The organism is Methanobacterium alkalithermotolerans (assembly GCF_018141185.1).
Taxonomy (GTDB): Archaea; Methanobacteriota; Methanobacteria; order Methanobacteriales; family Methanobacteriaceae; genus Methanobacterium_F; species Methanobacterium_F alkalithermotolerans.
Genome location: NZ_CP058560.1, coordinates 471741 through 494432, shown reverse-complemented (window position 1 = coordinate 494432; position 22692 = coordinate 471741). Strand labels below are relative to the sequence as shown.

The following is a 22692-nucleotide window of genomic DNA, read 5'->3' as shown; positions in this document are numbered from 1 at the left end:
CCTCTTTTAAAAAATATGATATTAACTAAAATTTTTTTACATATCATTACCATATTTCACCTGATTTCCTGGGATAGAATCTGGGAAGAAACCAGGGTCATGGGCACCCCTATCCCGGGATGGTTATATTGTCCTGTATAATAAAGATTTTCCACCTTCTTACTTTTATGGGCGGGCCTCCACAGGGCAGTTTGATCCATGGTATGGCTTAAACCAAAAGCAGTGCCCTTATAAGCATTGTATCTTGTTTTAAAATCATTAAGGGCAAATATCTTCTTAACTACCACCTTGTCCTGGATATTAAAATCAATCTTCTCTTCCAGATCATCTAAAATCTGATTTAAGAACTTCTCCCTTAAAGTGTCACTATCTTCTAAACCCGGAGCCAGGGGAGCCAGGATATAAATGGTTTCTCCCCCTTCTGGGGCAGCAGAATCATCAGTTAAAGAAGGTACATTAACATAATAAGAGGAATCCTCACTCCAGGCCTTCTTATCTGGATTGAATACTGCTTCAAATCCACTATCCCAGTCCTTATTTAAAAACAGGTTATGGTGGGCCAGGTTCTCCACACGGGAATCTATACCTAGATAGGCCACCAGGGCCGAGGGAGATATGGTACGGCTCTCCCAGTATTTTTCATCATAGCTCTGGTAGGGGGGCTTTAGTAAATCCAGTTCACTGTGGGCATAATCCGCATTAACCACCACCACATCCGCTTCATAGAATCCCTCATTACTTATAACCCGTTTAACCCTATCTTCATGCACCTCCAATAACTCCACTTCTTCCTGGAAGTGGAAATTAACTCCCTGGGATAAGGCCAGCTCATAAATTCCCTGGGTTACTTTCCTCATTCCTCCCTGGGGATACCATACCCCCAGGTTTAAATCAGAATGGGATACCAGGTGGTAAAATGAAGGTGCATTTTCAGGAGAACCTCCTAAAAAACCAATAGCATACTGGAGTATCTTCCGGGCCTCCTCACTTTCAAATTGCCGGTCTATGAAGTGCTGCAGGTTCTCCCAGAGCCGCAGCTTATACCCCTTAAATAGTAATTTACCATTTAAAAGATCCAGGATGGAATTATAATCCCGGTAGAGCATCTCCTCCAGGGAGAACTCATAGAGTTCTTTAGAGGACTGCAGATATTTTTTAAGTTTCTCCCCACCATTTTCTTCAAAACCATCAAATAACTGGTAATTTTCTTCTAAATTAGCAGAAATATCCCAGACCCTTTTTTTATCTAAAAAAATCCGGTAGGAAGGATCCAGTTTTTCCAGGTTAAAAAAATCTTCAGCTTTTTTATCAAATTCCTGAAAAAAATTATCATATAATTCACTCATGAGATACCAGGAAGGACCCATATCAAAATAATAACCTTTATCCTCAAAGTAACTACCCCGACCTCCTGGTTGTTCATTCTTTTCTAAAATAGTTACCTCATGTCCATCCCGGGATAGTAAAGCCCCGGCAGACATACCACCAAAACCTGCTCCTACAATTATTATCTCCAAAGAAAAAACCCCCTTAATTTTTTTTTATGAGATTTATGAACGGTTTTTATACTCTACCCAGCTTTCCGGGTACCTTTTCTTAATATAATCCATCATACTCCGGTTTTCCATATCCTGGAGAACCTTTTCTAAAAAAAGAATATGATTGCGGGCATCATCCAATTGTTTTTTAGTTACCTGGGCCCGGTGGTTCATTTTATCATAATCATTCTGGAGTTTATCATGTTTTAAGAGTTTAAAATCCATTTCCCTGATTTCTAATTCTTTGATTTTATTTTCTAATATCTCTTTTTCCTGACGTATTTCGCCCAAGCGGTCCAGGCACTGGGATAATTTCTCATTAATACGATTAAGGGCCTGGTTTTGATAGTGAATTTTTTCTTCCAGTTTTATTATAATCTGGTCCTTATCAGAGTCTTCTTTTTTATCTTTTTTTTTCATTTAAATCCTCTTATCATGATATACCCTTTTATTAAATGGTAGTTGAACTTAAAAGTAATAGTGCCACTCCCAGATATATGGAGAGGGTTACCAGGTCGCTTATAATGGTGGCCAATGGTCCGGTGGCTACCGCCGGGTCAAAATTAATCTTTTTAAATAGGAGGGGAGCCCAGGTGGCAATAATTACTGAGGCCATAATACTCAAAAACATGGATAAAAATATTATTAATCCCAGAATAATATTCTGCCGGGTTATAAGGGCCATTATACCCGCCAGGCCACCTGAAACTAAGGCTAAAACTAGACCCACCTTAATTTCCCTAATTAAATAGGTTTTGAAACTTAAATTTGGATCCAGAGCCAGGCTTCTGATTATAAGAGCCTCGGACTGGGTACCGGCGGCATCACTCATATATACCATCACCGGTATGAAGGAGGCCAGGGCAATAAAACTACTCAACAAGTCTTCAAAAAGAGATATAACTGATGCGGCCATTATACCTCCCATAACTCCAATTATAAGCCAGGGTAAACGGGAACGGATCATATGTTGGGCAGAAGATGATATGGTGGTGTATTCTTCCCCTACTTTATGGAATATACCTCCAAATTTGAATATGTCACTTTCTACTTCCTGATTAAAAAATTTAAGAATGTCGTGGTGGGCTACTACGCCCACAAATTTTTTATCCGGCCCGGTAACAGGCAGAGATTTTAGAGAATGGGACAAGGAAAGATAAACCACATTTTCTACTTCTTCCTCCGGGCTGATGGTTATGGGATGGGGGTGCATCACCTCTTTTGCTTTTAGAGAGTGGGCTGAACTTAAAATCTGTTTAATGGATATAACACCTTTTAGGATACCTTCATCATCTAAAATGTACACATAATCCATAATATTAAATTCAGGAGCTTTTTCTTCCAGGTAGTCCTGAATATCACCTATTTTAACTTTTTCATAAGATACCGGTACTCTGGTACTGATTACATCCTGAATGGATGATTTGATTTCCTTTTCCATTAGGTGATTCCTCTTTTTTTTAAAACAAAAAACAGGGCTATAAAAGATTATGGTTAAACTATTAAGATCCTGGTTTATTTTTACTATATTTATGGCCTTAATTACTATTTAATGGTGTGAGAATATCAAAGTAGGAGGGGCAGTACCAGAAAGAGTAAGATATTGGATATTCCATGGGAGAGACTAATACCAATAATACTCCTGGTTTTCTGGAAGATGTAACCATAGAATAAGGCCACCAGGAAAACGAATATCAAATCCAGGTTGGAAGTCCATCCCATGTGCAGGGCGGTGAAAAGTAAGGAGGCAAAAAGGAGAGCATAATATTTACCCATTACATTTTCTGCATTTTTCTGGATGAGTCCCCGGTATAGTAATTCCTCAGCAAAGCCGGTGGCAATAATAATCACCACACTGCCCACAAAAAGATCCACTATATTCAAACTACCCAGGAGGGGTTCTGGTTGTAGGATGAAGTATTCGGTTATCCCAAATATTATTCCGGTGAAGGGAATTAAAAGCTGGATATAGATATTATCTATCATGATGCCCACACTCTCTCTGGTTAGGCCCTGACTGCGCATCAATATAAAAGCAGCAACTAAAAGAGGCAGGGCTACGATGGGAAACCAGTAAAGGGGATCTATCTGCATGATAGGCATGGAAAGCCCGATTATCCTGATTAAGGGTAACACTATCAGGCATCTTAAAAGATTAGAATAGCTCCGGGAATTAGTAAGACCTGCTCCTACAATCAAACCAATTAAAATCATAAAGTGGGTGACCAGACCCAGCCGCATATCTCCATAAGTAGTTAAAATCTCAGCCAAAAAGATGATTATAATCAAAAAAACCAGAAAAAATCCCTGAAATTTAGAAGGGTGCAGATGGGCTACTTTATTTTTCAATTCATCATATTTACTCCGGGTTGGAGCATCAACCACCGCAGTTAATGATTCTTTATAATAACGGAGAGAATCATCATAGGAGCCCTCTTTTTTGTAAATATCCCCTATTTTCTGGGATAGCTCCCTTTCTTTCTGGGGATCATTTAAATTCTTCAATAAATGCCAAGCCCGGGTATAATTTTCCAGGGCTAAAGCCCAGTCCTGACGCTGTTCATGAAGATGACCCATGTGCTCTCGGGCTTGTAATTCACCCCTTAAATTATGCTCATCCTGGTAGATTTTACAGGCTACATTATAACTATTCCAGGCTTTTTTAAAATTTTTTTTATGGAGGTAACTATCCCCTAAACCTAAAAGCATCTGGCAGGCCATATCCCCCTCATCCCGCCGGCTGAAATATTTCACCCCAGTCTTATAATAATCCACATCCTGAATAAAGCTGGAAGAAGATTTATTAAAAGCATAAGGTTTCACATATTTCTCCTTTCTCAATCCCAACACCATATCAATGGTTTTTTAAAAAAATTAATAAAACTATATCATATTTTTAGATTAACTATTACTAATTTTTTATGGTTTAACACCAGGTTTCCATGGCTTAATAAAAAATTCTTCTATCTAAGAATGCCTCTTTTGATTAAAATTACCTCCAGAGATAAATAATAAGATTTTTATCACTTTCCCTGAGCTGTGTAGGGGTAGTTGGTGAAACTACCCTGAGGAGTAAATCACAAACTATAAATTTTAATATAACCAGATATTACTGGGGGGAGAAAATTATTTTTTTACATATTATTAAGTTTGGATTAGATATTCCAGGTAATCCACCTAATTTAGTTTTTTATGAATAAGATTCAACAAATCCTTAAAAACACGGCCTGGTTATTTTTAGCTCAACTGGTAGGCTATCTTCTGGCCTTTTTTTATACTATTTATTCTGCCCAGTATTTAGGGGCAGAAGGTTTTGGTATTTTATCCTTTGCCCTGGCATTTGTGGCTATTTTTGGGGTGCTGGCTGATTTAGGAGTAAGTACCCTGGCAGTAAGGGAGGTAGCCCGAAAAAAATCAATATCCCGAAAGTATCTAAGTAACCTCCTGGTTTTAAAGATAATACTCTCCCTTTTAACCCTGCTTCTAATTGCGCTGGCAATCAATTTGATGGGGTATCCTTCTGCAACCATTAATGCTGTTTACTGGGCTGCGTTATTTATTGTTTTTACTTCGCTTTCCCAGATATTCTATTCCATCTTCCAGGCCTATGAGAGAATGGAGTTCCAGTCAGTGGGCATCATCCTCAACAGCGCGGTACTATTTGGAGGGGTGTTCTATGCCATCCAAATGAGTTTTGATGCAGCTGGATTTGTATCCATCTATGCCCTGGCCAGTGGGGTGGTACTGCTATTTAATATCATCATCTGTACCTGGAAATTCTTCCCACCCCGCCTGGAAATTGATTTAAAATTCTTCCAATCGGTGATTAAGGAAGCATGGCCCTTTGCCGCTTCAGGAATATTTGTAACCATTTACTTCTGGATTGATTCAGTTTTAATATCTCTTATACAGGGAAACGAAGCAGTAGGTTACTATAATGTGGCTTACCGTTTATTAATGGTTTTTCTGGTGATACCCACCATGGTGAATATTGCGGTTTTCCCGGTGATGTCCCAGTATTATGTATCCAGCCGGGATTCCCTGAAACTGGCCTATGAAAAATATTTAAGGTACATGCTTATCCTGGGAGTGCCCCTGGGGGTGGGGGTCACCCTGCTGGCCCAGGACTTCATCCTCTTATTTTTTGGCCCGGCCTTTTCAGACTCGGTAATTGCCCTGCAAATCCTGGTATGGGCCTCGGTTTTAATTTTCATCAGTAGTTCTGTGGCCCGACTTTTAGAATCATCCAACAAACAGCTGATAATAACCAAAATAACGGCCCTAAGTGCTCTTTCAAATATTGTACTAAACCTGGCACTCATACCATTTTATAGTTATGTGGGGGCCAGTATTGCCACGGTTTTAACTGAATTTATGGGTATGACTCTGGGTTTTATGGTAATCACCCGCATGGGATATGTACCCTCCCACCAGGAACTCACCACCGTACTTAAAATTTTCTTGGCTGGTGGGGGCATGGCTCTTTTTATGATATTCTTCCCCCTGGATAATATCTGGCTATTATCTCTGGGAGGATTAATGGTTTATGGTGGGGGATTATATGCTTTACGGGCCTATGATGAGGTGGATATACATATCCTGAAAAGGGTGATGGGTAAACCCACAGAACTTGATTAAATTAAAAAAAAGTGATATAAATGGAACCTGGTGTGAAATTATCCCAACTTCGACGCAAAACCTTATTCAAATATAATTACTATTTTTCCCGCATATCTACCACCATTTACCAGTCCCCTCTTTATGATTACTACCTGAAAAATCCACTAAGTAGCTGGAGAATCCATACCCGTCAAAAATATTTAATGGAACAGGAATTTGAACCGGATTTAAAAGAGCTAATTATCTTTTTAACACCAGGTTATGATGATATCAGTGGAGGTATTCTATCCATCTCCTCCATCTGCACGGAAACTGATAAACTATTTTCCAGCCCCTCTTCAGGGGCCATGATTTGTAATCTACCAGGAGATCCTCCTTTACTTAAATATACCCGCTTTAGTAACAATCACCATCTTTATAATTTCTCCCAGGCACTGGATTATTTCCCCCACCTGGAAGAACTAATAATCCATATCCCGGAATTTGCCATAGGCCAATTTATAATTAATCTCACCCCCGGGGATCGGGCTGCTTTTAAGAAACTAAAAAAATTACATATTAACCTGCTACTCCAGAATATTGATTACTTACCTCCTCTTAAGGAGATAAATGCCCTTAAAAAACTGGGATTTCTAAGTTGCACCACTGCTCATGAGCAGTACTCCACCAGGAAGATGCAAGAGTATTTAGGATGTCCCTTACACAAATTATCAGTATTTATTTCCCCGGAAAACTATAATCGTAAACCATTCTCCCAGCGAGATGATTTAATGATTATTTCCCCGGATCCCCATCCTCTAAAATCCCGGGTTCTGGATAAGTTAACTGAAAATTTACCTGATTTAAAACTGCAGATTATTGAAAATCTAAGTTATGAGGAATTTAAAGAACTGATTTCTGGTACTAAATGGGCCCTCACCTTTGGGGAGGGACTGGATGGCTACTTTGTGGAGACTGTTTTTAGTGGGGGAATTGGTTTTAGTGTTTATAATGAACAATTTTTCACCCCTGATTTCCAGAAATTAAAAACAGTCTATCCCAGCTACCCCTCCCTGCTGGATAATATGGTTAATGATATAAAAGCAATGGATAACCAGGAAGACTACCAGGAGTACCAGGAACATGAGTACCGGCTATGCACCGAGTACTGGGACTATCAGGATTATCTCCAGAACCTGAAACTATTCTACCAGGGAGAATACACCTATGATGTTAAATGATTTTTACATTCTAAAGAAAGGCTAAAGAGGTTATAATCATGAATATGCTGGTATTTTCTGATTTGCATGCCCAAAAAGAAAGCCTGCAGGATATAAAATCACTACTTAAAGAGGTGGATTTTAGTATCTTTTGTGGAGACCTCCTGGGCTATGGGACGGATATCAACGAGTGCATGGATTTTATATTAAAAAAAATTGACCTGGTGGTGCTGGGTAACCATGACCGGATGTGCATCAGTGGGGAAAACCTGGATAATCAACATCCCGCGGTCCAGGAATCCATTCTTTATACCCGGGAGAGATTATCCCCCAGTCAAATCCAGTTGCTATCTTCATTAAAAAAAGAAATAATTCATCAGGACTTATACATCACCCATTCTCTGGGGGATGATTATCTCCGTTCCAGAGATGATTTTCTGCGCCTTATTCATCACGCACCCCGGGATAGCAAGTATATATTCTTGGGCCATACTCATGAACAACTAATCTTTAAATGGAAGGATAAAACGGTTATTAACCCTGGATCCCTGACTAAGGGTAGAAGGGGCCATCCCCGGGGATACGCCTTATTAGAAGAGGAGCACATTGAATTCATTCAACTGGAGGATATCATATGAAAGTAGCAGTAACTGGAGTAGGGGGAGGGGTGGGTCAAAGCATATTAAAGGCCCTCCAGCCCACTTCCCATGAAATGGTAGGTATAGATGGTGACTTACTGGCCACAGGACTATATGGGGTTTCAAGTGCTTATCAGGGCTATTATGCTAATACAGATAAATTTTTACCCTTTTTGGAGAAGGTATGTGACCAGGAAAAGGTGGAAGTATTGTTCCCAGGACTGGATGCGGAACTGCCTTACCTGGCCGGGAGTAAATCCTGGCTGGAGAAAAAAACCGGTACCCAGGTGGTGGTAAGTAGCCCTTCGGTGGTTGATATTGCTGATGATAAGCTCTTAACCTATGAATTTCTGGAAAAAAATGGTTTCCCTGCCCTGGAAACCTATAAGGTCCAGGACTATGATGATCAGCTGGACTTTCCAGTGGTGGTAAAACCCTGTCAGGGAGGGGCCCGTTCTGTAGGTAAAAAAGTCATAAAAGACCCGGCCACTCTGGAAGAATTTAAAAAAATCCCCCAAGCTCAAAACTACGTAGTACAGGAATATTCAACTGGTAAAGAGTACACCTGCGGCACCCTATTTCTGGATGATTTTATAGGGGCCATAATCATGACCCGCCAGTTAAGATGCGGTGATACCTACAAGGCCTTTGTGGTGCAGGATGAGAAAATCCAGGACTATCTCCAGGAGGTTATTCAAGTTTTAAATCCCTGGGGACCATGCAATGTACAGTTAAGATTAAAAGACGGTGTTCCTTACATTTTTGAATTTAATGCACGATGTTCCGGGACCACCGCCAGCCGGGCTCTGGCTGGATTTAATGAACCTTTAATGGTATGTGACTACCTGCAGGGAGAAAATATAGTCTTCAATATTAAAGAAATGGCCATTTTAAGGTACTGGAGTGAATTAACGGTAAGTTATAATCAGATAGAAGAGATGAAACTCAATCGCTATTTAGAAAACCAAAAAAACCATTTAGGTGGTAATTAATATCTTTTTCTGGATATTTCAGATACTCCTCCAGGTATTTATAAAATTATCGATTTCCCCTTGATATAAAATAATATATAGGGGTTTTTATATATAATTGTACACAAAAATTGAAGCAATTAATTTTTTTAGTCAGAACTAAAAAAATTGTAAGACTCTAAAAAAATAAAAATGATCAATCCCTTTTGATGATTATTACTCTGCCTTTATTATTTTTATAATATGGATTGATCACTTTTCAGGAGTCTTTTTAGAGGAATTAATTATTTATCACGTGCATCTATTGATGTAATTCCTATGGGGGGGATATGGTGACTAAATTTAAGAAAGTAGGCGTGGTCAGCATTCTGACCATATTTTTAATTTTGTTTTTAGCCTCGTCGGCTGTAGCATGTGGAATAGATATTAAACCCGGGAGCGATCCCAATGCCATCAACCTTAATAATCAAGGTGTGGTTCCGGTGGCTATTTTTGGGGGGCCACCCACCTATGACAATCCAGAAGGTTTTGATGTAAACTGGATTATGCAGAGTACCATCCTTTTTGCTGGTGCCTCACCTGTAAGCTGTCACTTCGAGGATGTCAATGGTGATGGTTATATGGACCTAGTGTGCCACTTCCGTACCCAGGACCTTAGTGAGTTAAACTCCGAATCCACAGTGGCTTATTTAATCTATAAAGTCTATCCCGGTTTGCCTTCACCTGTAAATTGGTGTGGTCACTGTGTGACAGAATCTGATTATGTTAAAATTGTAGGGACCCAGACATCCCCTACAATTAAATCAGTAAAAACAACACCTAATCCACAAGTAACTGAATCTAAAGGGCAAAACCTGCCTGATAAGAAAGAACCGACCAGGGTAAAACACCCTCTTAAAAAAGATAGTTAAACCTATCTTTTTTTATTTTTTTAAGGGGGAATGTTATTTTGTTTGATTTAGATTCATTTCAATACCAGCTGGACAGTATCAGCCTGGATAACGATACAGACACCGGTTCACTGGAGAATATAATTTATAACCGCACCGGTTTTAATTCACCATCAAATGAGGTTTTTGTCACCCGGTCAGATTTACCCAATCTGGAGGAATACCTGCACTACCTTTTTAATATCTGGGAGAATAACTGGCTTACCAATGATGGGCAGCTGGTGCAATTACTGGAAAAGAGGATGATGGATTATCTGGGTTTGGATAATTTTTTAGCAGTATCCAATGGAAGTTCTGCCTTACAAATTGCTTTTAAGGCCCTGGATATCAAGGGACGTGTTATAACCACTCCTTTTACCTTTGCTGCCACCACCAATACCTTAATCTGGGAAGGTTTACAGCCAGTTTTTGCTGATATTGACCCAGAAACCTTTAATCTGGATCCAGGGGAGGTGGAAGAGAATATTACCTCAGACACCTCAGCCATATTGGCAGTGCATACCTTTGGCAATCCCTGTGATGTGGATAAACTCCAGAAAATCGCCTATGAAAATGACCTTTTTTTAATCTATGATGGAGCACATGCTTTTAAGGTGGAATATAAGGGAAAACCTCTTTTAGAATATGGTGATATTTCTACTTTGAGTTTCCATGCCACCAAGGCCTTCCATACCATTGAAGGTGGGGGTTTGGTGCCAGGGGATAAATTACTATCTGATAAGATAAGATTGCTTCGTAACCATGGTATTGCCTCAGAAGAGGAGGTTATTTTACCAGGAATAAATGCCAAGATGAATGAATTCCAGGCCAGTATGGGACTATGCAACCTGAATCATATAGACCAAAATCTGAAAATACGTAAAATCCTCTATGAGTGCTATAAGCAGAATCTGGAAGATCTGGATTTAAAGTTCCAGAAAATAACTGCATCTAGCTACAACCATGCTTATATGCCTCTATGCTTTGAGGATGAAAAAACCAGAAATCTGGTCTTTAATACTCTGAATAATCAGGGCTACCATAGCCGTAAGTATTTCTATCCCCTGACGGTGGATTATGAATACTTCCAAAATAAAACCGTGCCTTTATTCCATAAAAATGATTTAGAGTGTGCCCGGCAAATCTCCAGTACCATACTATGCCTGCCACTATACCCTACTCTGTCCCTGGATGAGATGGGTGATATTATAAATATTATTCAGAGGGTATTAAATTGAAATCTATGAAAGATTTAAAAATAGTAATTTAAACCCTAAACCGGGTTTTATGGATGTTTTTTATATAAAGTGATAGGGCCCTATTTTATAAGTCCTTTGGGGGGGACATGTTAGGGCCTATCACCATTCATTTATGATAAAGGTCTAATATAAGCTTTTCGTCTTTAAATGGGGGGGATGAATATGAATGATCCTAGAGTTTCTATTGTGATGGTTAACTGGAATGGATGGAGGGATACCCTGGAATGCCTGGATTCTATCTGGGAAATAGATTATCCTAACTACGACATTGTAATTGTGGATAATGATTCTTCTGATGATTCTGTTGTTAAAATAAGAGAATATTTAAATTTAATATCAGATGGTGAAGGTTTTAGTGATGCCGGAGATGATTTCCAGGTCCATGAAGTGGCACAAATTAATATTTTAATGGACACTCCTGTTGAAAACCCTCCTAAACATCAAATAACTTTGATAAGGGCCCGGAAAAACTGGGGTTTTGCGGGAGGTAATAACCTGGGAATCAAGTATGCCCTGAAATTTTTAAAACCTGACTACCTGCTCTTACTAAATAATGACACGGTGGTGGAAGCTGATTTTCTAACACCTCTGGTGGAGACGGTCTCTGGAGATGTAGGAGTGGTAGGTCCTAAAACCTGTTACTTTCCTGAAAAAGAGTACATCAATTCCGCTGGGGTTAAGATGATCTGGCCCTGGGTAATTGCCCAGAACCAGGGTATCGGTGAACTGGACCAGGGACAATTCGATGAAGTCCAGGAAGTAGATGCCCTCCTGGGGGCCTGTCTACTTATAAAAGCAGAAGTTTTCCAGGAAATAGGGCTCCTGGATTCAAATTTTTTCTTAATACTAGAAGAAACAGATTTTTGCTTAAGAGCACACCAACAGGGGTACCAGATAATTTACCAGCCACTATCTAAGATATACCATAAAGAGGGATTTTCCGGTAGACTAAGCCAGCTATCACTCTACTATTTTTACCGCAACCGCTTCTTAATCATGAAAAAACATTTAAACCCCTCTAAAATTGTTCTATTTAGCAACCTGGTTTTTTTCAGACTCTTAAAAGACGTTTTAACCTTCTTCTTGAGGGGAGAGTGGGGTTTTTCCTGGGCTGCCATCAGGGGCTACTATGCTGGATTGAAATTTTAAGGGTTTTTAAAAACTTTTATTTAAAAAAATTACCTTAAATTTTATTTTTTTTAAAAAAAAATAATTTATATGAGGTTTTATGGTGATTATTCTTTTTTATCAGGTTTTTTTTGAATTTTTATATGGTATATTCTTTTCTTAGGGTTTATATTCTGGAAATCATTTTATAGGTTTTTTTTTTACTAAATAGTACCATGCATTTCCTGGGCCTGGTTATATACTTCCAGGGTCTTCTGGGCAGCAGTCTTCCAGCTAAATAAATCAGCCTGTTTTTTACCTTTTTTAATCATTTTTTTCTGGAGTGTATCATCACTTAAAACCAGGGACATCTGATGGGCTAATTCCTGATGATTCTCCGGATCCACCATTATTCCTGCATCACCTACCACCTCTGGAATTGAACTATTATTAGAACTTATTACTGGAGTTCCGCAGGCCATGGCCTCCAGGGGTGGTAATCCAAAACCGGCATAGAGACAGGGATACACAAAAAGTTCTGCTGCTGAATAGAGATGGGCCAGGTCTTTTTGGCTGATGTGTCCGGTGAATATAACCTCTTTTTCTAGTCCTAAATCCTGGAGGGTATGAAATATCGGATGCCAGGAGTCAACTTTTTTACCCACCAGTACCAGGGGTAAGTGGTAACCCTCACCACGCAGCAGGGCATATGATTTTAAAAGTCCAGGGATATTTTTAATAGGATGCAGGCCCCCTACACTCAAAATGAATGGGGAAGATAGGCTATAACTATGGCAAATATGCTCCCGGGCCTCTAAAGAGGCTTCCTGGAATATATCATCTTTGCCATTGTGTATCACTTTGATTTTCTTTTCAGGGGCCTGCAGATGGTTTATAAGATCCTGTTTGGAGTACTCTGATACAGTTATGATTCGATCCACGTTCTTAATGGTGCGCCCCAGTAACAATTGATGGAGCAGCACATCCCCTCTTTTAAACATCCGGGGAAAAAGCAGTGGGGTCAAATCATGAATGGTGATCACCTTGGCCATGGGCTGGGAAAAGGATAAAGGACCCAGTTCATAAGGGTCGTGGACCACATCCAGAACATGTTTTTTTAAATCACGGCTCAGAGTATAATACCTCCAGAACATATAAGCACCCGGCTTATTATTCAAAAAACGGTTGCGGGGAATTATGATTTCTGAATTATACTGATAAACATCCCGGGGAGAATATTCTGAATGGATAAGATGGTACCGGTTATCCTGATCTATCTGGTTGAGGTTTTTTATTAACTGCTCAGTGTAAACCCCAATACCTCCGCTTTTTTCCTCAATAGAACTGCTGATAATACCTATATCCATTTAAACACCCTCCTTATTAACTTAATTATTTTAATGAATTTAAACCGTCGCCTGGTTAAAAAAATCAGGATATAATCTACTCCACTTTACCTCCATAAATCCAGGATCCTCCATTATCATAGATTTTAGGCCTTTTTTTCAGGATATCCTCTGGATTAACATAGCCCAGTTCACTTATCACATTGGCCCCGGTCATCTGGTATAAATAAACTCCATTTTTAAGTATATTCATGGTACCCATGAAAACATAGTAATCTGATTGTATCAGGTCCTTGTAGACGGGTATCTCCTCACAATCCGGCAGAAAACTGCGCAGTACACTGGCCCGATGCTTATCGGCATAGATACCTTCCAGGCCAAAATTATTCTTTACCCAGTCTGAGGCTATAACTTCCTGCTGGTTAAATTTAGGGAAATCATAGTCCGGGTCCATGGCAATGGATATCCCTTCTTCTGTGGGGAAAAACTGGTATACTAATCCACTATCCATTAAAAGTATCACCAGTAAAAAAACTGCTGAAAACCTCAACACCCCCTTTTTCAAGGGTATTCTTTTAAAAAAACTTTTAAGCAGACTAAATCCCCAGAAAACACCTACCATAAAAAAGGGTGATAAGAAGATGAGGGCCATGTGCAGCAGGCGGGAAGTATTAAACTGGCTGGATAAGAAGGGAACTGCCACTCCCGCCACCAGTAAAAAGAAAGCAGCTAAAGAAAATATTTTATATTCTTTTTTAAACTTACCCACATTTTGCTTTAGTAACAGGGCCATGATTCCCAGGGCTACTAAAAACTGGGATACCAGGTACAGATATTTATGTATATCTCTTAGAAACGATTTCTGCTGAACCAAAACCAGACTTAATCCCTGGGAAGCATCAGGATCCATGAAAGATAGAATATTGGAGAAAATATCATTAACGGCATTGATGATGGAGATAAGAGGTGAAGAACTGGCGGTGTACAAATACCAGGTAATGAGAAATATTATAAATAAAAGGACCAGTGGCCAGCTGAAAAACTTATCTACCCTATCCTCCCGGTACTTCTGGATAAGCTTTATGGTCCGGGGAGAGGAATCATTATTCCATAAACCCTTAAGGGATATCCTTTTAAAATTAATCACTCCCACCGGCTTTAGATCTTCTTCCAGGTATTCTTGCCGGGAGCTCGAATCCGGAGTACTTATCTTTTCTTCCAGGGTTAATTTCAAGGGTAGTAAGTGGATGATAAAAGTGTTTATTTTATCTAATGGTGCATTTAGAAGCAGCAATACTCCACAAAAAATCAGGGCAAACATCCAGATATAGGATAAACCATAATGGGAAACCACAATCCCCAAAGAAAATATAACTGCCAGAAAAGATCTACGTGACCTTTTAAGATCGCTACTAACCATCAAAAGGATTAATAGTACTAAAAATAACTCAGCAATGGTCTGCCGTAAGAGGGCCAGCATCTCAGTATAAAAGGTGAACATGAATATGAATAAAAACACAGATAAACAGGCCATAGTAGAATTCAGCTGCCTTTTAAAAATAAAATACATACTCACCGGCATTAAAGCAAAAAGGAAGGGATATACTACCTTAAACACCCAGACCATATTCATGCCGGTAAAAAATGACAGAGCCGGTCCCAGAATCACCACACTCAACATGGAATTATAGTTATTAGGGGTTTGCATCACCCAGTAACCATTTCGAACCACTTCCTGGGCCATATAATACTCAAAGGAAACATCCCAACCCCAAATATAGGTGGTTATTAAAGACTTATGATATAAAAGAGAAAGAGCAATTAAAAAAATGGCCAGGGGAAAAATTCGCTCTGGAAATTTCTTAAAACCTATTAAAAGAGTAACCACTCCAATTAATATGATTAAAACCATGGCTAACAGGTTCAAATCATAAAGATTCATTAGATGAGCACTCAGGATACCTAAAAAGGGCACTAATAGAATCAAAAGCAAGGGTGGAGATATCATATTTCGGATATCCATAGAATTAATCCCCTGCAGGGCTTTGAAATTAAATCCCAAATCCGGGGAGGGTAATTCTACTTTAATCCTGTTATTCTTTCGGGGGCCCTGGCGATAAATCAGGTAACTCATAATAAGGATTAAAATCACCAGGGTAGTGTTAAAAGAACCAGGGGTGAGGGTTCTAATTACTCCCATAAATCCCAGTACTAAATCCAGCATAAATCCCAGAAAGAGTATTATAGCCACACTAATACCCAGGGTGTAGAGCAGTACCTCCATACTACTCTCCCGGTACTCCCATTTAAGGAGCCGTAAAAAGAGGGTCCCCGGGATAAAAAGGATGATTATAAGGGAAACCATTACCTGTAATAGTTCCAGAGGGCGACCGGCCTCATCTAAAAACAAAAGAAAAAAATAGATGGTTAGTAACACTACCACCAGTTTCAACAGGCTATCTACTTCCCATTCATAAGCACGTATCACATTTTTTAGACCCAAATTAAAACCTCGATAAAATTCTAAAAACCTAAGCCTTCATAAGCTGTGCATTACTTACTCTGACCCTTAAACGGGTGCTTATTATTCTATCATATATATCTAAAAGTCGTTTTTCCATAACCGGCCAGTTGTACTTGTCTTTATAGGCCCGGGATCCGTTTTCTCCCAGCAGGTGGTGTAATTTTTTTTGACTTTGTAAAATCCGGATACTATCTACCAGAGATTTTAGATTCTGGTAGGGTATCACCAAACCGCAGTTTTCCTGGGTTACAATGTGGGCCATGGAAGTATCTTCATTAACAATGATAGGTATCCCGGAGGCCATAGCCTCAAATAATTTATTAGGACTGGCATAACGGTTATTGGGGATTTGAGGGTCATAAAGGGCTATGGTCAAATCAGAATCCAGGGTTTCATCCACAATATCCTGATAGGGAACCCCCTCCAGATACAAATCCACATTATCCTTTCCCTGGGCCTTCTCCAGCAACTGCTTTTTGTAGTTTTTATCCCCGCAGTAACCCCTTATGGTAAGCTGCACATCATCCAGCTTATCTACTGCCTTTAGTACCAGGTGGATGCAGCGCTCTGGTATGATCTTACCTCCTATAAAAATTTTAAAATAATCCCGGGAATTATGCTGATCTTCTTTATTAAAATCAGCAGTGGGCACGTTATTAATGGTGATTATCTCTTCATTTAAGGCCCCTCCTATTTGTTCTATCCGGGAATCATCGGCAATAATCACCGCATCCGCCATACCGATTAAAAACCTGTCTATGGCTACCACCAGACCCCGGAATCTCTCAGGCATCATATCTCCATAAAAATCAAAGATATCATAAACCACCGCTTTTTGCTTGATTCGAGATGCCAGAACCCCAAAAAAGTAAGTGTCCAGATTTACAGAGTGAATAACATCCCAGTCCATCAAAATTAGCCAGGTGAAAAGATAAGCCCACCACAGTGGAAAATAAAATATGGAACGGTAATCCCCGGTAGGAGCATCCAGTTTCAGGGCCCGAACCTTAACTGTGTCTGGTAGCTGCAGGGGCCATCCCCGCTGCCACATAATAAGATTAACCTGGTAACCATTACGCTCCAGGCTCTCTAATTCTTTTTTTAATCTTACATCCGGATAAGAAATAGTCATCACTATTTTTCCGGCATCTGATATTGCTTTAATGATTATCCCCCCGTTAATCATTAAATTTCAGAGAATAGGACCCCTAAACTTTAGGTAAAGGAGGTGCTGGTCGAATCAATCACTCCTGCAAATAGACAGGGGCCCTTATTCTCCTTTTTACCGATTTATAAAATCAGTAATAATTAACTAACTAAATACTTCCCCCTAATTTCTAAAAATAAATCATTTTCCATCTCCTTTTTTTAAAAAACTTATAAATTTCATTTTACCTTCATATTCAACTAAATTTTATTATTTACCTATTTAGCCCGCATACTCTCCAGTGATGTCTTATGGATAAAGGAATTTATGGTTTTCCTGTGGGTTATGTAATTATTCCGTTCACGAAGTTCTTTGATAAACAGGTTATCATAATCCAGGGCTATTTTATCCCAGGAATAATTACTCTCCATAGAGGCACACACCCCCTGGGATAAATCCATAAAACTTTCTTCTTTTTGACTGATTTTTTCCAGGTGACCCTTTAACTGGAGAGAATCCTGGAAATACAGGGCAAATTTCTGACATACTTCCTTATTAAAGGGATTATCATGGGCCAGGATAATATTTTCACTGGCTGCTGCCTCCAGTAAGGAAGGATTGGTTCCCCCTACAGAGTGACCATGGACATAGGCCTTACAATTTTGCCGCAGCATGTTAAGTAATTCCTGGTCATAAACTGATCCTAGAAATATCAGTGATGAATCATCAGGGCCAATTAAATCCTGAAGTTCCTCTTTATATTCCTGGCTGGTGAAGTCTCCCACCACCACCAGGGGCTCATCCACTTCTGATTGGAGGTAAGCATCAATCATGGTATGTATATTATTTTCTGGTTCTAAACGGGCCACAATCAAAAAATACTCTCCTTTTTTAAGGGAAACGTCCCCCGGGTACTTTAATTTATCCAGTGATTTTTCACTCCAGGGTACTTTTTCTGGTAAATCCACTCCATAGGAAATATAGACGGCTTTATCCTGATAGCGGGGATGAATATAGTTTATCATCTCCCGGGAATCCGCCACCAGACCATGGGCAAATACTGTGGCCAGATCATGATTAATCTTTAAAAGCTTTTTTTCCAGCCAGTTAAACTTATCCCGCTCCCACATCACCCCGTCAATATTAACCAGCAGGGTCAAGTTCCGGTTTAGAAGTAGGGGTAAGAATAAAAACATACCCACCTCTATACCTAAAAAGTAGATGAGGTCACTTTGCCGGCTAAGCTGGAATAAAAAATAAATATCAGACAGGTTTTCATAGAACTTCCGGAGCAGATAATTTTGGGGAGGCTTCAAGGGGAAGTAATTTAACTTCACTCCCTGGAACTCCTCAGGCCTTTTTTCCGGGTTCTGGTACTCACAGCTTACTATCACTTCATGGTCTTCCTTTACCAGGCGGGTGCTCAGACCCTGGGCAAAGGTTTCAAATCCACCATAGCGGGCTGGCACACCCCGGGAACCAATAATGGATATTCGGGGTTTACTATGGTGCTGGTTATCATAACTGGTTAAAAAACGGTTTGCCAGATCTTTAATATAATAAAATACCATTCTCCGGAAAATCAATGCACCATCTACCACGGAATTTAATTTAGGATCATCCATCCGTTTTTTGTAGTGAATGGGTACTTCTTTTATGGTGTAACCCGCCCGGGCTATTTTAGAAAACATCTCCACTTCCAGGTCAAATCCTGGAGAATCAATGCCCTCTTTCAGGAGGTAGTCAATCACCTCTTTTTTGAAAGCCCAGTATCCGGTGCACACATCACTCACTCTGGAGAAAAGTACAGTGGCCACTTTACTTAAAATACGGTTACCTATCAAATTAAAACGGGTAACTGAACCTTCTTCCATATTCTGGTTGAGCCGACAGCCCATAACCACATCTGCTTCCCCCTGGAGCAGTGGCTGTAGTAATTTCTGTGCTTCCTGAGGATCATAGGTATTATCAGCATCCAGCATAATCACAAAATCAGACTGGATATTTTCAAATCCCTTTCGTATAGCATGACCTTTTCCCTGCTCTTTTTCACTTATAAGTCGAGCACCAGATTTTTTAACGATATCTGCTGTACCATCCTGGGAGTTGTTATCCACCACCAGTACCTGAGGCCTTTTGTAGTTGTATATTTCCTCCAGCAAAGAACCAATGGATTGTTCTTCATTATAGGCCGGTATCAAAAAAGTAACGTGCTTCATGGAAATAGGAAAATACTCTTCCAGAACGCAGCTAACACACAATTTATCCTTATTATTCTTAGAATAACTTTCTATATTTGAAAAATAGTTTACATTATCCAAATCAATCCAATCTGGATAATCAGGAATTGCTTCCAACATATCCCCGTCAATTACATTTGTGGATATTATAATAAATAACTATCCTTTTTAGAAAAAAATATATTCAAATATTAATTAAAATCACTTAAAAAGGAATTAAATGACTAAAAGCTACTTTATAGTTTAATGGATTATAATGCGATACCTGTTTTTTTTATTACCCTTATTTCTTCAGGTTAAAGATTTTTACTAAAAATGAGTTTCATCTTTTATCCCCCTATTAAGGTCAAATTATAATAGTACGGGATTCTAAAAATTAGGTTGATGATTATGTCGGTGGGGGGGAAAATATTATTTTTTTACTTAATGTTCATGGTGCTTTTAGCCCCGGCCCGGGCCTGGTATGGCCCGACACATGAACAGATAGCTGATGAGCTCTATTATAACCTTCCAGAAAATATAAGCACTAATTTAAACCAGGAAGCTTTTAGATCTGGAGCAGTAGCCCCGGATTTTGTTTTCAAAGATTATTTATTCCATATCTATCCTTTTAGTTATATTAAAGCCCGGTTGCATCTGCACCAGGGGGTCCGTTACTACCAGCAGGGAGATTATTACCGGGCCAGTTACAATTTGGGTGTAGCCAGCCACTATATAACTGATTCTTTATCTGCTTTTCATAGAATAAATGCCTATAACCAGAAAAATCATAATGAATATGAAGAACAGGCCCTTTTACTAAAACCCCAGCTAGAATACATCCCTGATGGATTATTAATCAGTCTTTCCCAGGGATTTATTCAGGGTGAAGTAAGCTGGAGAACCTGGATATTAAGCAGAAACCCAGAAATAACACAAAGAGATCTTGATAATGCCTCCTCAATTGCTTATAGTGAAATAAAAAGGAGTCTGGAAGGAATATAAACTACTTTACTCCTGCTACCCACTAATTTTTATTAAATCTAATCATAAAAAACACGCTTTCCACAATCCATACATTCCCAGTAGAGTTCATGGAATGATTGATATATCTCGCTATAACCTCGGAATCCACAATGAGGACAATCCACAATTTTAATCAGATTAATCACTTCCTAATCATTATTTTCATACTTAATAGAATAATTATAGTAAGAGATTTTAAAAGAAAGTAATATATAGTTTAAGTTTATTAGGAACAAAATATTATAGTCCTGGAAAAATATGGTTCTAAGAGGACAATATTGCCTGTGGCATTAAGCAGCTGTTCCTTTTTTTTTTTAAATGATTTATAGAAAATCCAATAACAATTTTTTTAGTTAATTTCTACTTTAGTACTTTTTTTTGATTTTAAGGCATTCGGACTTAAATTACCATGAACATCAAATAGAAAATTTTATTAGCAGGCAAAAAAAATTTCAATATGATGATAATAACCCTTTTTTAGTAATACTAAAAAAAGGCAAATATTTTAAAGCAGGTATAAATAATGTATTTTCAAAGAAGATTCATTTACATATCCTGTTAATTAAATTAACTGGTAAAATTGGAGGAAAAAATGGGTTTTTTAGGATAAATTACAGGATTAATGGTACTTTAAGGGATATTTTAAATGGGGGATCAGGGGCAAATCTTCAGGATATTAAATGAGAATACGAAAAAGATGTATTAATCATTTATATAACCTGATAGAGGTAGAATTAAGGTGATTAAAGTATAGGAGAATAAAATATGGGCCTGGATTTAACACAAGATGATAGTGACTATCTGAATAATCCTTTAGAAGAAAAATTTAAACTGGCCTTTGAAAATGCACCAATTGGTATGTGTTTACTGGATTTGAATGGTTATTACGTCATTGTAAACCAGGCTTTTTCCCGGATGTTAGGTTATACTCCCCAAGAACTAACCCAGAAAACCTATAGGGACATCACCCATCCTGATGACCTTCCAAAAAATAAACAATGGTTCCAGGAGATACTGGAAGGTAAAAAAGACCATTACAAACTGCAAAAAAGATACATCCATCATGATGGGGCTATAATCTGGGCCGAAGTGTTGGCTCGCCTCATAAGGGATGATAAGGGACAACCTCTTTATTTTGATACCCATGTTACTGATATTTCTCTAATTAAAGAACAAAATGAACTTATCCGCTTCCAGGCCATGGCCCTTTCCCAGGTACATGATGCGGTGGTGGCAGCAGATAATGATAACCAGATAATTTACTGGAATAAAGGTGCTGAAGAATTATATGGTGTTAATTTCCAGGATGCCCTGGGAGAGGACTTAAATGAGGTGAATGAATACCAGTGGATCCACCCGGAAGATGAAAAAGATGCTCAAAAATCTCTGGAAACTAAAGGTACCTGGAGGGGTGAAAACAAACACCGCACCCGGGAAGGAAAGGAATTGATAGTAGAATCCACTCTAAGTGTTCTTAAAAATGAAAAAGATCAAAAAATAGGAGTACTATCAGTGGTAAGGGATATCACCCAGAGAAAGCTAATGGAAAGGGAGCTTAAAAAAAGTGAAGAAAATTACCGCTCCCTGGTGGAAATGGCCCGCACCGGGGTGATTTTCATGGACCTTACGGGAAAAATGGAATACATTAACCCTCACTTTGCCCAGCTTTTAGGATTTAAATTAAAAAAAATAAGAGGCACCAACTTCTTCGATTTTTTAGATTCTTCTCAACAGCAAAAAGCCATTAACTATCTAAAAAATGTTAAAGATGGATTCCGGGGTTCGGTGGAACTGGGCTTTACCCCGAAAAATAAAAAACCCACCTGGACTTTAATTTCTTTTAATATGGTTAATGATGCCCATGGAGAACAGGTAGGATATATTGGTATTGTCATGGATATAAACTCCCGTAAAGGAGTGGAAAGATCCCTGATGGAAGCCGTACAGGAAAGAGATGAGATACTGCAGTTTTATATAAACAATCTGCATGGAGTAATAAAACAGGTATTTACCAAAGATTTAAAGGATTCCAATCACCTGAAAACTCAACTAACCTGATATAATTCTTTTATTATTATTAAAAAGAATTCAAGATCAACATTTTAATAAATAATTTTCTAATATTACTATTTTTATCTATAGGAAAAAATTATAATACAATTATTAACT

Annotated in this window: 18 protein-coding genes; 9 read left to right on the top strand and 9 right to left on the bottom strand. The window is 38.8% G+C overall.

Features of this window, described 5'->3' with window-relative positions; all coding sequences use genetic code 11:
• Window positions 1–56: 56 nt before the first annotated feature.
• From HYG87_RS02235 to HYG87_RS02220, 4 genes are all read right to left on the bottom strand, one after another.
• Window positions 57–1517 (bottom strand): phytoene desaturase family protein, encoded by a 1461-nt coding sequence (locus HYG87_RS02235; RefSeq protein ID WP_211533615.1) that lies wholly within the window; start codon window positions 1515–1517, stop codon window positions 57–59.
• A gap of 33 nt (window positions 1518–1550) precedes the next feature.
• Window positions 1551–1958 carry a hypothetical protein gene (locus tag HYG87_RS02230; protein WP_211533614.1) on the bottom strand — a complete coding sequence of 136 codons (408 nt, stop codon included), beginning with the start codon at window positions 1956–1958 and terminating at the stop codon, window positions 1551–1553.
• Window positions 1959–1989: 31 nt separating this feature from the next.
• Entirely contained in the window at window positions 1990–2979 is a 990-nt protein-coding gene (locus tag HYG87_RS02225; RefSeq protein WP_211533613.1) for a magnesium transporter, read from the bottom strand.
• A gap of 125 nt (window positions 2980–3104) precedes the next feature.
• Entirely contained in the window at window positions 3105–4361 is a 1257-nt protein-coding gene (locus HYG87_RS02220) for a CPBP family glutamic-type intramembrane protease (protein WP_211533612.1), read from the bottom strand.
• A 369-nt stretch (window positions 4362–4730) separates the two neighbouring features.
• Between HYG87_RS02220 and HYG87_RS02215 the strand changes: the two genes are divergently transcribed.
• The 7 genes from HYG87_RS02215 to HYG87_RS02185 all read left to right on the top strand — a co-directional run bounded on the left by HYG87_RS02215 (window position 4731) and on the right by HYG87_RS02185 (window position 12303).
• Window positions 4731–6176: a flippase gene (locus tag HYG87_RS02215; RefSeq protein WP_211533611.1), complete on the top strand. Its 1446-nt coding sequence runs from the start codon at window positions 4731–4733 to the stop codon at window positions 6174–6176.
• A gap of 20 nt (window positions 6177–6196) precedes the next feature.
• Window positions 6197–7378 (top strand): hypothetical protein, encoded by a 1182-nt coding sequence (locus HYG87_RS02210; RefSeq protein ID WP_211533610.1) that lies wholly within the window; start codon window positions 6197–6199, stop codon window positions 7376–7378.
• A 38-nt stretch (window positions 7379–7416) separates the two neighbouring features.
• The gene (locus HYG87_RS02205) at window positions 7417–7995 is read left to right on the top strand and encodes a metallophosphoesterase family protein (RefSeq protein WP_211533609.1); all 579 of its coding nucleotides are present in this window, start codon (window positions 7417–7419) and stop codon (window positions 7993–7995) included.
• Window positions 7992–8987 carry an ATP-grasp domain-containing protein gene (locus tag HYG87_RS02200; protein WP_211533608.1) on the top strand — a complete coding sequence of 332 codons (996 nt, stop codon included), beginning with the start codon at window positions 7992–7994 and terminating at the stop codon, window positions 8985–8987. Before HYG87_RS02205 ends, HYG87_RS02200 begins: the two co-directional genes overlap by 4 nt.
• Before the next feature lie 308 nt (window positions 8988–9295).
• Window positions 9296–9877 carry a hypothetical protein gene (locus HYG87_RS02195; protein ID WP_211533607.1) on the top strand — a complete coding sequence of 194 codons (582 nt, stop codon included), beginning with the start codon at window positions 9296–9298 and terminating at the stop codon, window positions 9875–9877.
• A gap of 38 nt (window positions 9878–9915) precedes the next feature.
• Complete coding sequence (locus tag HYG87_RS02190; RefSeq protein WP_211533606.1) at window positions 9916–11133, top strand: DegT/DnrJ/EryC1/StrS family aminotransferase; 1218 nt, start codon at window positions 9916–9918, stop codon at window positions 11131–11133.
• 183 nt (window positions 11134–11316) lie between these two features.
• Window positions 11317–12303, top strand: a complete 987-nt coding sequence (locus HYG87_RS02185) for a glycosyltransferase family 2 protein (protein WP_211533605.1) — start codon at window positions 11317–11319, stop codon at window positions 12301–12303.
• Between the two features lie 182 nt (window positions 12304–12485).
• On the opposite strand, the gene HYG87_RS02180 is transcribed toward HYG87_RS02185, so the two are convergent.
• From HYG87_RS02180 to HYG87_RS02165, 4 genes are all read right to left on the bottom strand, one after another.
• Window positions 12486–13628, bottom strand: coding sequence for a glycosyltransferase family 4 protein (locus HYG87_RS02180; protein ID WP_211533604.1), 1143 nt, complete (start codon window positions 13626–13628; stop codon window positions 12486–12488).
• A 76-nt stretch (window positions 13629–13704) separates the two neighbouring features.
• Window positions 13705–16110, bottom strand: coding sequence for a DUF2206 domain-containing protein (locus HYG87_RS02175; protein ID WP_211533603.1), 2406 nt, complete (start codon window positions 16108–16110; stop codon window positions 13705–13707).
• A gap of 28 nt (window positions 16111–16138) precedes the next feature.
• Window positions 16139–17263, bottom strand: a complete 1125-nt coding sequence (locus HYG87_RS02170) for a glycosyltransferase (RefSeq protein ID WP_211533602.1) — start codon at window positions 17261–17263, stop codon at window positions 16139–16141.
• A gap of 293 nt (window positions 17264–17556) precedes the next feature.
• The gene (locus HYG87_RS02165; RefSeq protein WP_211533601.1) at window positions 17557–19635 is read right to left on the bottom strand and encodes a glycosyltransferase; all 2079 of its coding nucleotides are present in this window, start codon (window positions 19633–19635) and stop codon (window positions 17557–17559) included.
• A 315-nt stretch (window positions 19636–19950) separates the two neighbouring features.
• Between HYG87_RS02165 and HYG87_RS02160 the strand changes: the two genes are divergently transcribed.
• Window positions 19951–20502, top strand: a complete 552-nt coding sequence (locus HYG87_RS02160) for a zinc dependent phospholipase C family protein (protein ID WP_211533600.1) — start codon at window positions 19951–19953, stop codon at window positions 20500–20502.
• A 38-nt stretch (window positions 20503–20540) separates the two neighbouring features.
• Here the strand turns inward: HYG87_RS02160 and HYG87_RS11050 are convergent, their stop codons facing one another.
• The gene (locus HYG87_RS11050) at window positions 20541–20669 is read right to left on the bottom strand and encodes a hypothetical protein (protein WP_256438696.1); all 129 of its coding nucleotides are present in this window, start codon (window positions 20667–20669) and stop codon (window positions 20541–20543) included.
• A 619-nt stretch (window positions 20670–21288) separates the two neighbouring features.
• Here HYG87_RS11050 and HYG87_RS02155 point away from each other — a divergent pair.
• Window positions 21289–22581, top strand: a complete 1293-nt coding sequence (locus tag HYG87_RS02155) for a PAS domain-containing protein (protein ID WP_211533599.1) — start codon at window positions 21289–21291, stop codon at window positions 22579–22581.
• Window positions 22582–22692: the final 111 nt, after the last annotated feature.

Excerpts from the sequence above, each read along its gene's own strand:
- HYG87_RS02230 (WP_211533614.1), bottom strand. The coding sequence starts at position 1,958 with ATGAAAAAAAAAGATAAAAAAGAAGACTCTGATAAGGACCAGATTATA.
- HYG87_RS02225 (WP_211533613.1), bottom strand. The coding sequence starts at position 2,979 with ATGGAAAAGGAAATCAAATCATCCATTCAGGATGTAATCAGTACCAGA.
- HYG87_RS02215 (WP_211533611.1), top strand. The coding sequence starts at position 4,731 with ATGAATAAGATTCAACAAATCCTTAAAAACACGGCCTGGTTATTTTTA.
- HYG87_RS02210 (WP_211533610.1), top strand. The coding sequence starts at position 6,197 with ATGGAACCTGGTGTGAAATTATCCCAACTTCGACGCAAAACCTTATTC.
- HYG87_RS02205 (WP_211533609.1), top strand. The coding sequence starts at position 7,417 with ATGAATATGCTGGTATTTTCTGATTTGCATGCCCAAAAAGAAAGCCTG.
- HYG87_RS02200 (WP_211533608.1), top strand. The coding sequence starts at position 7,992 with ATGAAAGTAGCAGTAACTGGAGTAGGGGGAGGGGTGGGTCAAAGCATA.
- HYG87_RS02195 (WP_211533607.1), top strand. The coding sequence starts at position 9,296 with ATGGTGACTAAATTTAAGAAAGTAGGCGTGGTCAGCATTCTGACCATA.
- HYG87_RS02185 (WP_211533605.1), top strand. The coding sequence starts at position 11,317 with ATGAATGATCCTAGAGTTTCTATTGTGATGGTTAACTGGAATGGATGG.
- HYG87_RS02180 (WP_211533604.1), bottom strand. The coding sequence starts at position 13,628 with ATGGATATAGGTATTATCAGCAGTTCTATTGAGGAAAAAAGCGGAGGT.
- HYG87_RS02170 (WP_211533602.1), bottom strand. The coding sequence starts at position 17,263 with ATGACTATTTCTTATCCGGATGTAAGATTAAAAAAAGAATTAGAGAGC.
- HYG87_RS02160 (WP_211533600.1), top strand. The coding sequence starts at position 19,951 with ATGGTGCTTTTAGCCCCGGCCCGGGCCTGGTATGGCCCGACACATGAA.
- HYG87_RS02155 (WP_211533599.1), top strand. The coding sequence starts at position 21,289 with ATGGGCCTGGATTTAACACAAGATGATAGTGACTATCTGAATAATCCT.